This is a genomic window from Vibrio sp. 2092 (assembly GCF_033339635.1).
Classification (GTDB): Bacteria; Pseudomonadota; Gammaproteobacteria; order Enterobacterales; family Vibrionaceae; genus Vibrio; species Vibrio alginolyticus.
In genome coordinates, this window is record NZ_JAWOUY010000011.1 from 63,444 (window position 1) to 76,699 (window position 13,256).

20 protein-coding genes are annotated in these 13,256 nt (G+C 39.1%); 10 read left to right on the forward strand and 10 right to left on the reverse strand.

The window, feature by feature from the left end:
* Nucleotides 1-719: 719 nt before the first annotated feature.
* Complete coding sequence (locus tag R7P80_RS18160) at nt 720-980, forward strand: hypothetical protein (protein WP_038128698.1); 261 nt, start codon at nt 720-722, stop codon at nt 978-980.
* 54 nt (nt 981-1,034) lie between these two features.
* On the opposite strand, the gene R7P80_RS18165 is transcribed toward R7P80_RS18160, so the two are convergent.
* The 8 genes from R7P80_RS18165 to R7P80_RS18200 form a co-directional block, all read right to left on the reverse strand.
* Nucleotides 1,035-1,712 carry a hypothetical protein gene (locus R7P80_RS18165; RefSeq protein WP_318096733.1) on the reverse strand — a complete coding sequence of 226 codons (678 nt, stop codon included), beginning with the start codon at nt 1,710-1,712 and terminating at the stop codon, nt 1,035-1,037.
* A gap of 81 nt (nt 1,713-1,793) precedes the next feature.
* Nucleotides 1,794-2,099 carry a hypothetical protein gene (locus R7P80_RS18170; protein WP_045592044.1) on the reverse strand — a complete coding sequence of 102 codons (306 nt, stop codon included), beginning with the start codon at nt 2,097-2,099 and terminating at the stop codon, nt 1,794-1,796.
* Between the two features lie 8 nt (nt 2,100-2,107).
* Entirely contained in the window at nt 2,108-2,332 is a 225-nt protein-coding gene (locus tag R7P80_RS18175) for a hypothetical protein (protein WP_229624053.1), read from the reverse strand.
* Between the two features lie 5 nt (nt 2,333-2,337).
* On the reverse strand, nt 2,338-2,757 hold the full coding sequence (locus R7P80_RS18180; protein ID WP_045592040.1) for a hypothetical protein: 420 nt from the start codon (nt 2,755-2,757) through the stop codon (nt 2,338-2,340).
* Between the two features lie 9 nt (nt 2,758-2,766).
* A complete protein-coding gene (locus R7P80_RS18185; RefSeq protein ID WP_318096734.1) occupies nt 2,767-3,366 on the reverse strand; it encodes a hypothetical protein in 600 nt (199 codons plus the stop codon).
* 132 nt (nt 3,367-3,498) lie between these two features.
* Nucleotides 3,499-4,008 (reverse strand): DUF262 domain-containing protein, encoded by a 510-nt coding sequence (locus R7P80_RS18190; protein ID WP_038128739.1) that lies wholly within the window; start codon nt 4,006-4,008, stop codon nt 3,499-3,501.
* Between the two features lie 12 nt (nt 4,009-4,020).
* Nucleotides 4,021-4,410 carry a hypothetical protein gene (locus tag R7P80_RS18195; protein ID WP_318096735.1) on the reverse strand — a complete coding sequence of 130 codons (390 nt, stop codon included), beginning with the start codon at nt 4,408-4,410 and terminating at the stop codon, nt 4,021-4,023.
* Nucleotides 4,411-4,480: 70 nt separating this feature from the next.
* On the reverse strand, nt 4,481-5,008 hold the full coding sequence (locus tag R7P80_RS18200) for an endonuclease V (RefSeq protein ID WP_318096736.1): 528 nt from the start codon (nt 5,006-5,008) through the stop codon (nt 4,481-4,483).
* Nucleotides 5,009-5,128: 120 nt separating this feature from the next.
* Here R7P80_RS18200 and R7P80_RS18205 point away from each other — a divergent pair, with 120 nt between their 5' ends.
* From R7P80_RS18205 to R7P80_RS18235, 7 genes are all read left to right on the forward strand, one after another.
* Nucleotides 5,129-5,614, forward strand: coding sequence for a hypothetical protein (locus R7P80_RS18205; protein WP_229624060.1), 486 nt, complete (start codon nt 5,129-5,131; stop codon nt 5,612-5,614).
* 3 nt (nt 5,615-5,617) lie between these two features.
* Nucleotides 5,618-6,139, forward strand: a complete 522-nt coding sequence (locus tag R7P80_RS18210; RefSeq protein WP_116921049.1) for a hypothetical protein — start codon at nt 5,618-5,620, stop codon at nt 6,137-6,139.
* Nucleotides 6,140-6,143: 4 nt separating this feature from the next.
* The gene (locus R7P80_RS18215; RefSeq protein ID WP_318096737.1) at nt 6,144-6,929 is read left to right on the forward strand and encodes a hypothetical protein; all 786 of its coding nucleotides are present in this window, start codon (nt 6,144-6,146) and stop codon (nt 6,927-6,929) included.
* A gap of 112 nt (nt 6,930-7,041) precedes the next feature.
* Complete coding sequence (locus R7P80_RS18220) at nt 7,042-7,794, forward strand: AIM24 family protein (protein ID WP_048516341.1); 753 nt, start codon at nt 7,042-7,044, stop codon at nt 7,792-7,794.
* Nucleotides 7,795-7,946: 152 nt separating this feature from the next.
* A complete protein-coding gene (locus R7P80_RS18225) occupies nt 7,947-8,225 on the forward strand; it encodes a hypothetical protein (protein WP_229624068.1) in 279 nt (92 codons plus the stop codon).
* Between the two features lie 6 nt (nt 8,226-8,231).
* A complete protein-coding gene (locus R7P80_RS18230) occupies nt 8,232-8,858 on the forward strand; it encodes an ABC transporter ATP-binding protein (protein WP_045592022.1) in 627 nt (208 codons plus the stop codon).
* A gap of 43 nt (nt 8,859-8,901) precedes the next feature.
* Nucleotides 8,902-9,333 carry a hypothetical protein gene (locus R7P80_RS18235; protein ID WP_318096738.1) on the forward strand — a complete coding sequence of 144 codons (432 nt, stop codon included), beginning with the start codon at nt 8,902-8,904 and terminating at the stop codon, nt 9,331-9,333.
* Between the two features lie 111 nt (nt 9,334-9,444).
* On the opposite strand, the gene R7P80_RS18240 is transcribed toward R7P80_RS18235, so the two are convergent.
* Nucleotides 9,445-9,948, reverse strand: a complete 504-nt coding sequence (locus R7P80_RS18240) for a hypothetical protein (RefSeq protein WP_318096739.1) — start codon at nt 9,946-9,948, stop codon at nt 9,445-9,447.
* A gap of 247 nt (nt 9,949-10,195) precedes the next feature.
* Here R7P80_RS18240 and R7P80_RS18245 point away from each other — a divergent pair, with 247 nt between their 5' ends.
* Nucleotides 10,196-11,167: a ParB/RepB/Spo0J family partition protein gene (locus R7P80_RS18245; RefSeq protein WP_045592019.1), complete on the forward strand. Its 972-nt coding sequence runs from the start codon at nt 10,196-10,198 to the stop codon at nt 11,165-11,167.
* A 77-nt stretch (nt 11,168-11,244) separates the two neighbouring features.
* On the opposite strand, the gene R7P80_RS18250 is transcribed toward R7P80_RS18245, so the two are convergent.
* Nucleotides 11,245-12,045, reverse strand: coding sequence for a M50 family metallopeptidase (locus R7P80_RS18250; protein WP_318096740.1), 801 nt, complete (start codon nt 12,043-12,045; stop codon nt 11,245-11,247).
* A 206-nt stretch (nt 12,046-12,251) separates the two neighbouring features.
* On the opposite strand from R7P80_RS18250, the gene R7P80_RS18255 reads away from it, so the two are divergent.
* Complete coding sequence (locus tag R7P80_RS18255; protein ID WP_318096741.1) at nt 12,252-13,220, forward strand: ParB/RepB/Spo0J family partition protein; 969 nt, start codon at nt 12,252-12,254, stop codon at nt 13,218-13,220.
* Nucleotides 13,221-13,256: the final 36 nt, after the last annotated feature.

Consider the following 13,256-nt stretch of genomic DNA (forward strand, 5'->3'; position numbering starts at 1 on the left):
ATGGTGGTGTGGTTCCTTAGGGAGTCGGAAGGCTCCCAGCTCTTTGAACCAGACAGCCAGCAACAATCATGGTGCGTATAGGTGGCGAAAGCCACCTGCCCTTCGGGGTTGCACAAGAACACTATGGTGGTGTGGTTCCTTAGGGAGTCGGAAGGCTCCCAGCTCTTTGAACCAGACAGCCAGCAACAATCATGGTGCGTTTAGGTGGCGAAAGCCACCTGCCCTTCGGGGTTGCACAAGAACACTATGGTGGTGTGGCTCCTGATGGGTGTCGAAAGGCACCCAACCTTTTAAGCCAGGCTGCTATAAAAAGTTTTGGTATCTCTTAAGCAATACGCTCGCCTTTAAAGGTGGTTTCTGGACGCTTGGCGGTGTTCTCATCAGAGACTAAGAGATACCAACACCAAATTAAGAGAATGGTGCAAAGACGCAAGGATGCGTCAAATCTCTTAGATGATTTTGTTTACGTCTTTCGGCATCTGAGAGATGTAAACAAAGTAGTAATTGTTATCAAACCTTGTACTGCGTTGCCCGTTCGAAAGAACACTTGTTTCCGCATATGATCTATTCCCCGATAGATAATCTTTAGGCTCCCCAAGTGGGAGCCTATTTTTTATTTGCTGTAAAGAGTTTATGGAATAAAAATCAATAAATGCTTTAGAATACTCAAATGAACATTCCACTGGATGGGATGATTAAGTGATTGTGTAGAGGTTGATGTGAAGAAAATTATCGATCATCTCATTGATGTCATGAGAGAGCATAATGCTGACTCAGTTGATATTGGTGAGCTAGATATTCTTGGTGAGGCTTATGCGAGATATGGTGGAAAGATAGAGCATCCATTAGACCGAAATAAGGCTGTTATGAGCGCTGTACGCCGCTCAGACAAGTTTTTCTTAAGCGGATACCTTAGTGCTCATGATTCTATGGGTCGCCCCTCAGAACTTGCCCTGTTTCGTTTAAAAAAAGAAGAGTAGCACCCTGGCTACTCTGCTATTTCTTTGTTAAACCCAAATGGTTCACACTGCTTATCAATGTTCTCTTACAATCCTGTATCTGTAATCGGGAAAAAAGCAGAACTCTTGCTTGCCAGGCTTGCCTGACTTAGTCATCTTTTTGTAGTAAAGCGTTGTCCCGTCGATTTTGCTGATGAGAACTCGTTGAGGCTCAAGTGACTTAAGCGGCTCTTCAAGCAGGTATTCTTTGCCTACCTCAACGCCATTATCCGCCTCTATCAAAGTTCTGACTAACGTGTCGATGCTGTCGGCGGACTTAATTCTTTCAAACCAGTCAATCTTAGGTTCGAACGTCTTATTGATCAGAGACTTGCTAAATCTAGGAAGTGAATTTGTAGAATCAGGAGATACGAACACATACATGAGGTCATTTATTACAATTTCCCCCAAAGCATCGCGTCCAACTGACGCTGACACAACGTCCAGCTTCACCCCAATAGTATCCAGTGAGAGTGTTTCAATAAGCTTGCAAGGATGTGTTTTCATGGGGTTGGTTAGCTGCATGTGTCTATCAAACTGCTCTTTACTGATGAATTTCAGTTTAGAGACGTTGTGTGTCTCTTGATAGCCAGCTCGAACGATTATAGCTTCCTGTTCAAGCACAGAAACTACCTCATAAACACCAGCATCGCCTCTAACCATGCAGTTTTTCTGATCCGCCTTCTTTTGAGGGATTTCACCGTATTTATACATAAAAACACCGATTAAAAAAGATGGTTGAATACTAACACAAAAATGCCGAATATCGGCTATTCGGCATTTTAGAGTGATCCATTACAAATTTAAAAGCTTCTTGAATGACTTGCGGATAGCTTCCTGACCATCCTCAAATCCTTCTTGATGCGCTTTATCTAACTGCTTAATGTAAGATTTAGCTGCTTCTAGAGTTTGAATGAAAGTCGGCAATCGCCTTACTCCATCATACTCTTCATTAACAACGGCTACTAAGCCGTTAATTTCAACCAGAAAGCCGTTAAGAGAGAAGATCTTGCTTGTCACAACACTCTCTTCATTGCGACTATTCATCGCGTCTGCTTTTGAATAAAACATCTCATCAGAAATGTGTTTAGCTTCACCCATGTTCTCTCCTATTGATGTTCTGAACCATGAATCTCTGGGTCGTAAGTAGGTTTAAGATCTAGCTCTCGCTCGCGTTCAAACTGCTTCAGTAGGCGTTTGTACTTAAGCTCAGTATTGTGCTGCTCACCGAATTGAACAAAGCCATGACCTTTTTCCTCAAACATCTTGTCTTCAAGGTCTCTGAGGTCTTTTAGAACCTTTTTACAATATGTAATGCCGTAGTTTACTGCCATCTTAATTACCAACTATTTAATAGTTTATTTAACTGCTCGATAGCAGATGAATAGAATGTAACTTGAGCTGCGTACCTCTTGCGGTCTTTTTCCCAGGATGTCTCTTTCTTAAGAAGTTTATCCGCATCAGAAAGACGTTCAGAGTACTCTTGAATCAATTTGATAATCGAATCTTTACCAAAGTCCAGAATCTCTTCTAGATTGGCTCCATGCTGTACATGACATTGTCTAAGAGAGTCCTGATATGCCCGTTCAAAAGAAATCTCATCCATTTCTTTTTGAGAGCCATTATTTCTTCGAGCCGTTCTTTTCTTCGCAGCTAGAGACTCAAGAGAAGAGGAAGCCAATTGTACTTTGATTTCCGACATGGAAATCTCATGAACGACCTTATCCTCTTGTTCAGGGGTCAAGACTGAATCTGTCACAATCCCCCCTTAAAGACCAATTGTTGAGCTGAAGATGCATTCAAATGGGCTAAGATGTCCGACTGCGGCAGGACTGTGATGAAAGTAATATTTGTTGCAATCATCTTCAGCCTTGAATTTTTCTACTTTATGAAAGCCGCGCTTGTTCATCTCTGATGCTAGCTCTGGGATAGTTCCGTTTTCTACTGCCATAAGGTAGTGATAGAAAGGATGTCCGCAAATCTTAAATCCTGACGCTTTAGGATCGAATGAAGGCATCATGTTACCAATCTTGGTCAGAACATCTAGTCCCGTAGATACGGATAGCATCTTCGATACATCATCGACTTCGGCCTCAGGAAGGCTGTTCTTGCCCTTAGGAATAAAGCTGAAACCACTTCGATCTGAAATGAAAGCGCAATCATACTTAAGGCAAATTGGCATTACATGCTGATCAAATACTGCTCTTGCCATTCCATACATATTCCAAAAAAGGTCGGTTTTTAGAATGCTGATATTGTCACTGATAGCATCATAGTTACAGGAGCTATTGCTTTCATTAAGAATTCTGTACGTTTCAGGATTAAATGAATAAGCAGGAACATTGTTCTTAGGTGGTAAAATTTTCATGGTAACGCCCTTGAATCAAGATATGTTTTTAATTATACATAAAAAACATAAAGATTCAATATAAGTATAAAACAAAAACGCGAAAAGCTTGATGCAATTCGCGTTATGATAATTTGGCGTAAATCTTAAATGCTATGCTCTTTCAGATTCTTTGTGATTTGTGCCTGAGAAGTTAAGGTGGTTATAAAGCATCTTAAGTTTTTCTTCTTCAAAACAACTAATCTTGTGTAACCCAATATCTCGCATCATGAAAGAGCCTTGTTCTTGTCTACTAAGCTCATTGAAATAGTAGCCATTAACTTTAAACTTTGAGTTAATGTAATCAAGCATCGCACCAATACGCTGCTGACCATCAATCAGACAGTCGGAGAATGGGATTAGATTACCCTTCTTGTCATGGTCATATGTATTGATGACAATAGCACCAAGGTCAAAGCCATAATAAGCTGACTCAATCAATGAAACCTTTTGCTTATCAGTCCAAACGCTATCTCGTTGCCATTGAGGTAGAGGGAATTTACCAAGCATCTTTTTAGCCCAAGGGTAATCTGATTGGTCATAGCCAACTCGAACACCAACCAGTTCACTGATAAATGTTTGACTTGCAGTGCTCTTGATAATTCTTGGTAAGATTTTTCCCATAATATCCTATACCTAAAAGGTTGTAACAGACTGAAAAACTTCTGGTTCTAAGTGCTTTGCAACGCGGCTAGAGCCAAGTTCTTCTGATAAAATAATAGAAGTAAAAGGAAACTTGCTTTGCAAAAACTCTTTAAAATCAACAAAATATTTTGCGAAGGTATTGTAGCACTCTTCAGGCAGGCTTAAGCGAGAGCCAGATGGTAAAAGAGACATAACCGCGCTAAATAAAAGAGCGTTGAAATGAGGATTTAACTCATTCTCGCTCATCAAAAAGTCAACAAGACTTAAAAACTCGCCGTTCTCACCTTCAGACTCAGATAAAATATCGCTGTCGTAATCTAAACCAGCGACACTTGGCGATGCATTGTATCCAGTTTCACATACAGTTTGAGCTGCAAACATCGAGACTCCCCAACTGATTAATAATTATTGTCTCAATTATATCAATATTGGGAATAAGGTCAATTGAAAATTACAGCATTCCTCGGCAGGCATGATCGGCTAATTTCACTATTTCAGGTAGTCGATATTTACCAGGCAGGCTTTTAACCAGTGACACAGCTTCTGAGATCCCAATATCGAAATCAGTTGTCGTCACAATAAGTGGTTTGATGCTATGTCTGTACGCCTTGTAATATGAATCGAAACCGTGAAAGCCATTCTTTGCAATCCCAAGGATTTTAAGGTGTTTGTACTTTTCAGTCGGGTAAATGGACTTCAAATTGTTGTACAAGTGCATACCAAGAGCATCTGATCGATCAGGAAGATGCACCAACCCATCAATAACGATGGTATCAGGGTGAATATTATGCTCTCTGAACAACTTAAAAAGCACAGGAAGTTCACGTTCGTAGAATGAGCCAGGTTCATAGTCGGCTACAGAATCAACTTCAGAGTAAAGCACTTCTTTTGGTTCAATATCATTAAGATCTTCAAGTATAACAGCAGCAGCGCGAGCGGAACCGTTATCTGAATAGTGTACGTCTAAAACAGCTATCATATTCATAATTCATTAATTTATTGGTTTTGATGACTATACCAATAAAAAATAATTTAAGCTATAAAAAGTTGATTAGTAGGCTTACAGATGTATAATAAAAACAAAAATAAGGGGCTACTAATGAAATCATGCAAAGCATTCTACACAGATTCTAATGGTATTGATACCGAATCAGAAGTGTTCTACAGCGCGAAAAAGTCAGGAGATGGATTTAATGTCATTCTTGACGGTTGTGGTGTCGAGAAATCACTAAAGGCAAAAACATTTAAGGTAAAAACCCGCTATACGGCGGATAAGCTGGCGTTCGAATTGGCTACAGCAGTAACAGCTATTCTTGAAGGGATTGAAAAACCACAATACGTGCTGTACATGGTTGTAAAAGAGGATGGTAAGAGTATTCAATGCCCTATCCTTGTATCTCATTTCCATTGCGTCTCAGACTCCCGTAAGGCAATCATTGATTACATTGCCTCCAATACAGACAAAGAAATTAAAATGTTAAGCGGTGAATTCAAACTTTCAATCAGGAAGCTGGAAGAGTATCACGGTGATCTTGAGAATGACGATAAAACACACGGTTTCCTGAAAGAGTTTATTTTGGAGTAATGTATGAATATTGATTTGATGGATGAGCTTTCTAAGTTTAAAGGGTTTGATCAGGACATTATCCTTAGAAGTAAAGAAAGAAACGAGGCTGTGCATCAGCGGAATGTGGCAATTGCACTAGCTCTGGTTTTTCTGCCTGCTGGATTTTTTGTTACATTTGCGCACATTTTCTCTGTGTTAGTGTCAACAAAGCACTTTACAGAGGTAACTAATCCACTAGCGGTGGGTGTACAAGTAGCGCTAATCGTCGCTTTGGTTCAAGCAATTCGCTATGTGAAGAGTAGCCTTCAAAATTACAAAGATAATTTTAAAGAACATGTGAATGCGATTAATCACCTTCATAAGCTGGTTATGCAGCCATTGAGCCGCAAAAAGTTACTTGAAGTAGCAGAAGCGACTCATGATGATCCGATGAAGGTTAGAGCGCTTAAGGTTGCGTATGCGTTGCCGATGAAAGAGTACAAATACAAAGAAAATATTGTGATTCACGCCTTAAAACTGGCGAATACTAACAATAAGGGCTAACGGTATGTTTTCTTATATGTCTGGATTTATATCTGATTTGAATTTGGAGGATAGAGCCGAAGTCTATGTTTTTCTTCTGTTTCCTCAAAAATTTGCAAAGTACTTGAAACCTGAGCTGTTTCGTCACATGCGTTTTAAATTGGATTCAAGATATGATGCCACAAATAAAGTATATTTGGATAAATCGAATTCGATACACGACCACTACATTCCGTTTTCCCTACCTATCAGATCAATTTATTGTCGAGATACTGGAATCTATCTTAAAAACGAAACTCCTGTAACCAAATGGATTGATAAGCACTTTAATGTCAATCTGAAGGAGTATCTTGAGAGTATTTCGTATTCTGATCGAACTTACCACGAAGAAGTACATGACGACACTGTAATTGATGAGAATAATTTATTTAATTACGTCTCAATTGCTCTTGAGCATGTGGATTTTGCGCATAAGGTGTACAACACTCTTCTCAAAGATAAGAAGATTGAAACGCAGTTTTCAACTATTGAATCCCTCTTTGAATATCACAATGTCACTCTTATGCAGGGGTTAATGCTTGGTACAAATCCATACATCGTTAATAAAAATGAAAGTAAGTTTATCTGCGAGGACGACTCTATTGATCTGGTCAAAGATGTTGTTTTTCACTCAGCATTAGAGATGTTTATGATAAATATAAATAAAGTTTACAAGCCTTCTAGCATTGGCAGTCAAGCACAGAATCGGCAGTACTTCTCTTTAATGCATGAGGCAAGAGATTGTGTGTTTGATAAAAACAGCGATTGCTAAAATTGTTTGATTTTTAATTAATAAAAAACCTATTTAATAACCCCTCTTTTTTAATCGTTTAAATAATGTATAATGCCAAAAAATCATAAATAAACTTAATGAGATTAATGGTATGAATAAGAAAGTCTGTCATGAGATTGAGATAGAAACCTTTGGTGAGGTAATGTCTCATTGTAAAGTAACGCTAGATCCAGGTGAGGTTGTTATCGCTGAAGCTGGTGCTTTGATGGCTCATGATGAGGGAATTGAGTACAAAACTGTTATGGGTGATGGTTCAGAACCAAACACAGGAATATTCCGTTCACTGTTCAATGGCGCAGCAAGAATGCTATCAGGCGAAACATTGTTTATGACACATTTCAAAAATGTGTCTGACAAGAGACGCGATGTATACTTCTCGGCTACGGTTCCTGGATCAATGGCTGTGATAGATATGGGTGCCTTTAATGGTTCTTTGATTTGTAATAAGAATAGCTTTTTATGCGGTGCTCTAGGGACAAAAATAGGTCTGAAGTCAGATATTAGCATTAGAGGTTTGTTTGGTGAGTCGTTCTTCCTACAACGCATTGAAGGTGATGGCAACGTTTGCTTGAATGCTGGTGGCGGAGTTTTCATGCGACAACTAAATAATGAAACAATCTTCGTCGATAACTCATCTTTGCTGGCTTATGTTGAGGATGATATTGAGTATGAGGTTGTTCAAAACGGTAGTCTGAAATCAATGCTGTTCAGTGGTGAAGGTTTGTCCCTTGTAAAATTGAGTGGTACTGGTGTAGTTCTATTGCAAACAATGCCGTTTGACCGATTTGCCATGTCAACATGGAGCGAAATCAGAAAAAATGGTGGTGGCGTTTCTAGTAGTTAACCTCAGATATAAGCTAACTGACTCTTTATAGCCCCTGATCTCAGGGGCTTTTTTATATGTGATAATGCACATTTCTGAACAGCAATAAAAAATTTACTTTTAGTGTTATGTGGGTATAATTATGACAATTAAATTAAGATTGGGAAAAGAAAATGCATTTTGAAAAAACTGATAGTAACGAGATCCTCCCCGTAACGGTGCTTTTCAAAGAAGATGGAGAGTTTATCCTTAAGTGTCCTCATTGCGGAGTAAACAGAACGGTTCAGTCGGAATCAGGCAGTTTTAGTGATATTAAAGGTGAAATCTACGAAGATAATTTATGTACTGGTAGTTTTGAGATTTCATACGATGCCAAGTTAGTAAACGATATCAGTATTGTAGAAGCTCAGCCATTTGACCTTGATCCGTTCAAAGACGAGGAAGAGGCATAGAAGTATATGATTATTTTAAATACGATTGCTTTTGATAGCTCACACATTCATTGGGATCGATTCAGCAAGCCAAAAGAAACCAAACAAATTGAGTTTCAGTTCAAGCCAGGCGTTAATGTGGTTATTGGTCACAATGGGGCGGGTAAAAGCACGTTACTTAAATCTGTGCGTGAATACCTTTTCGGTAAATCGAAACCAAATGGAATCTGTATTAGTAGCACCAAGAGTGACGATAAAGAAATGGTATATTTCTTTATGTCTGAGGATAACATCCCATCACTGAACCTTAACCAAATTACCCCGTTCGACCAGAACTTTATGCATAAAACGGTGTATTGGATGGATCGTAAAGAGATGAGTTCGGGCATGAACACCAATGCCATGCTTAAAGAAGCGGAAAAGCTCTCAAAAGAAGCTAGCCTTGTTTTCTTTGACGAGCCAGAGCAAGCCCTTGACGCGAAAGCGATGATCCAATTGCAGAAGATGATTAAGAAAATCGCCAAGCATTCTCAAGTGGTTCTTGTTACTCACCACCCTGCATTAATCTTAATGAAAGGGGTTAATATCATTGAAATTAACGAAGAACAGCCTTATCTTGATGATGTTAAAACACTGGTATCAGGCTTGATGTAAATCAGTCTGATAGAATTACAGCCTCATTTGTAAAGGGAAAGGCATGTTACGAGAACAGTTGCAAGAAGATAACGGCTTTTTAGTTAGTGAGAGGATAGATGGGGCGTTGTTTAAAGCTGACATTAGAAGTATTCCAGACCGCGCTTTCTTAACTAGCGGTATGAATAAGCTTATATCCTCTCTTGGCATTAAATTTTGCAATGTCACATATGCAAAACCCAGAATGGATACACCATGCATGTATGGCACTTGCGAGATTTTGGGGGATTCAATCGCTGTTGAATCACTGCTTGCATGGAAAGACCTTAAGCGTTTCAAGCAAGAAGATGGTGGTGTGTTTTATATTGTAATTGAGGTTGATGGTTCATATTCGGACAGGCAGAGGCTTGTTGTGAGTTGGGATGTAGAGAATGTTCCGATTGATAGCATTAAAATGTCGCCTGTTCTTGACCTTCTAATCAAAGCCCAAGAGTAGATTGATACTTAATGTGTCTACCGAGCCAATTCTATATTTTAAAGACAAATAAAAACCCGCAATCGATGCGGGTTTTGTTTTAGCCAGAAAAATTCTGGCAATAGTCAATTCTTACTCTTCCGCTTGTTCCGCAGCTTCAGACATTGGGATTTGTTGGAATTGTACATCTACAAAAATCACTTTTGATTCTGGGAAAATTTCTACGAAATTATTTTCTTGACCAGCGTTCTCAAAGTCGAAGAAATGCTTGATGAACCAAATCGCTTCAAACGCTTGAACTTCTGTTAGATTTTCAAATAGCTCTTGATTTAAGATTAGCTGGACGTATTTTAGTGCTTCATTTTTTACCATTTCCGCACCATGCTCAGCTACAGCATTGGTGTATGTGTTTTGCGTTAGTTCATTTGTTTCTTCAAATGTCTTGTCCGCAATTTGGTTCAGAGCCAGGTAGTGATTCTTTTCAGCTTCAATTGATGGGAAAACAAGTAGCCACATGTCCTGAAGACCAGTTCCCTTCTGATTTTCTCTCGCAAAAGGAAGACCTTCAATAAATTTCAGCTTGCGAATTTCACTGATACTAAGTGGGTTTTGTGGTTCGTCAATTGGGTTTGTCATTTGAATGCCTTTTTATTTCTTTAATTAATTGAGCCATGATAATGACACTTTCGTGATTTAAACGCAAGCAGATAGGCGTCAACAATATCTCAAGGGCTTACTTTATAGGCTTATCACTTAAATCCGTTTAATGTGTGAGCTAAAAGTGGTTATTTATTAGCTAATTTATTTGACTGGCGGCTTAATTGATGTATTATTAAACACACAAACCAATCAATTAATTAAATAATCTTTATGAGGTATGACCATGACATCCGAGATCGCAATCTCATCCAATAAGTCTCTTCGTGGGCTTAGCGGTGATAAAGAAGTAGCAGTTAAACGCGTAAATGCTTACAACGCTGACCCAAAATTGCTTTGGATCGAGCAAGGATTCAACGTCCGCGATATTTGCGATGAGCATGTTGAGAACTTCGTAGCGTCATACTCTAATGGTAAGTACGTTCCAGCCATTGAGGTTGTACCCGTAACGGTCAATGATGAGTTGCGCCTGAAGATTATTGAAGGTCATCACCGAACTCTTGCTGTCTTCCGTGCAATTGAACGCGGTATTGATATCAAAAATGTATCGGTCATTGAAGTTCAGGGTAATGAGGTAGACCACATTGCTCGAATGATTAAATCGGCTGAAGGTCGTAAGTTGACCGCGCTTGAACTGGCAGCAGCTTACAAGCGAATGATGGGGTTGGGTCTGACTCAAACTCAGGTCGCTGAAGAGCTAATGACAACCTCTGCTCAAGTATCCAATTATCTTCTCCTGCTAAAAGCACCTGAAGAACTGAAGGAAATGATTAAGTCAGGTACTATTGCGGCTAGCAATGCAGTAGGTCTTATCCGTGACTTTGGTGCAGACATGGCGCTGGAAGCGGCAAAAGAAGAACATCGTGCTAAAGAAGTTCAGAAAGAAGCTAAAGCTAACGGGGTAGAGATTAGTAAATCTGATGCCACACCGAAAACGAAAAAGTTAAAGCTGAAAGCAAAAAAGGTAAGTTCAATGTCTGACATTGTTTCTTCTCTTGCTGGACAGATTCAGGTTGATGAGCTTGAGAAAAATGAAGAAGTGACTATCAAACTCAACTCTGAAACAGCTAAGGTTCTTCTCTCTCTTTCTTCTGAAATCTCTGAGTTGAATGAGCATAATGCTAAAGTTGATGAGTTGCTGAAAAATCTGGCAATCGAATCCAAGAAGAATAAATCCAGTGATGCTGAAGGCGAATAGCATCATTTAGTGATAAAAAAAGCGATGCAAACAGCATCGCTTTTTTGTTGGCTTGAACTCAAAGATATCTCGTTGAGTTACTTGTTTTTTACAGATTCCTTTCGATAAAGGACATAGCAGATCAGGAACATAATCATAAGGCTTGCAAACATCCAAGCATAAACGTAATAGGTCTGCTGCCCTCCGAGTAATTTAACTAAATTGTTGGAGTCGAGACCGCGTCCATTTGATAACTCATTAAGAGGTGAAACCAGACTATCCGTCATTAGGAATACGCTGATGAATCTCATTAGGTAAGATAATAAAATATCTGCAATTTCTGACACCCCTAATTTGCCTACATTTTCTGCACTTGCCGATTTTTCTGACTTTTTAAATGGCAGAAGGAAAACAGCAAGGAAAATTATGACGTAACTCATTGTTTGAACGGTTTCTATTTTATCGTATAAAGTGGTGAGCATGAAGGCGATAAAAATCAGAAATAAAATGAATATCTTTCTTTTCTTAAATGAGAAAAGAAAGAATAAACCACCAAAAAATGTTGTGCCAAGGTAGCCAGAAAATGTTGTAATTATCCGAGAACAGTCATCGCTCCCATCCAAGTTGTAGGTGTTTACTACATGACCGCTGTACCAAGTTACATTAAATTCTTTAATTTCTAACCCCGTTAAAAATGCAGCGATTGCATGTGAGCCTTCATGAAAAAAAACGTTAATTGGCGAAAGCGCCACTTTGAACCAATAAGCAATTAATGATGATTCTGACTTTAGGATGTAGATGGATAGAACCAGTGAGACAATGAAAAAGAAAAGGTGAGATGAAAGAACTCTCCTTAGCTCAGAAATGGTTGTCAGAGGTTTGGTTTCAGTTTGATTCATAAATAAATCCTGCTTGGTTAATAATGCGTATTTTATGCGAGCCTAGAGCGATCAACAACCTAAAAGTCGATATCTTTTAATAATATATGACTAAGATTTAGAAATGACTTTTTGGGGGTTAAATAAAAAAACACCAAATAAGTATTGACTCGCAAGCTAATTGATGTATATTTAAGACAAACAGAGTTAAGAACTAAGGTATTCACATGGCAACTACAAACGCAAAGAACAAAAAGAATAAGCTACTTAAAGTTGTAACTAACTCAGATGTAGTCGAAGGTCTGAAATCGAAAGGAGCGATCTCTATTGCGCCTGGTCAGTTATGGATCGAAAAAGGTTACAACATCAGAGAACTTTGTGAAGACCATATTAATGGCTTCGTTGAATCATACAAAAATGGCTTGTTCGTCCCTCCTATCGAAGTGGTAGAGTTTATGGTGGGAAATGAGCTTAAATACAAAGTTATTGAAGGTCATCATCGTACAGTAGCGATCAACAAAGCAATTGAGCTTGGATATCCGTGCGAGAAAATTAAAGTCTTGTTGATGGAAGGTGATGAGGTTTCTCAGTTTGTCCGAATGATTCAATCGTCTCAGGGTCGCAAACTAAACCAAATTGAAATGGCTCATGCTTATAATCGCCTCATCTCATACGGGCTAAACCAAGTTGAGGTTGCAGAGCAACTTAGCGTGACACCAGCACAGGTATCGAACTACCTGCAATTACTTAAAGCCCCTGCCCTTCTACAGGCATGGATCAAAACAGGTAAGTACTCAGCAACTAAAGCGCACAATATGATCCGTAAGCACGGCGCTGATATTGCAATGGCTATCGCTGTTGAAGATATGAAAGTGAAAGCTGAGCGCGAAAAAGAACGAAAGAAAGGCGTGAAAGTTAGTCGTACTCGCAGCTCAGCATTGAGTAGTACTCATAAATTAAATGAGACCACAGTAGACGACATGAGCGGTTTAATCTCTGAAGTTGCTAAGCACATTCCTGAAGGTCTTGATGTTGTTGAAGGAAAGGTGAAGGTCAAGGTTAGCCCTGAAATCGCAAGCGCTTTAAGCTCGCTATCTCTTCGCGTATTTTCAGTGAGTAACAGTAATCAAAAACTTGAGAGTCAATTGCATCAAAAAGCTCAATCACTAAAAACACGCAGTAAAAACGCTGCATAAATAGATATTGTTACATAAAAAAGCCCCGACCTAGCT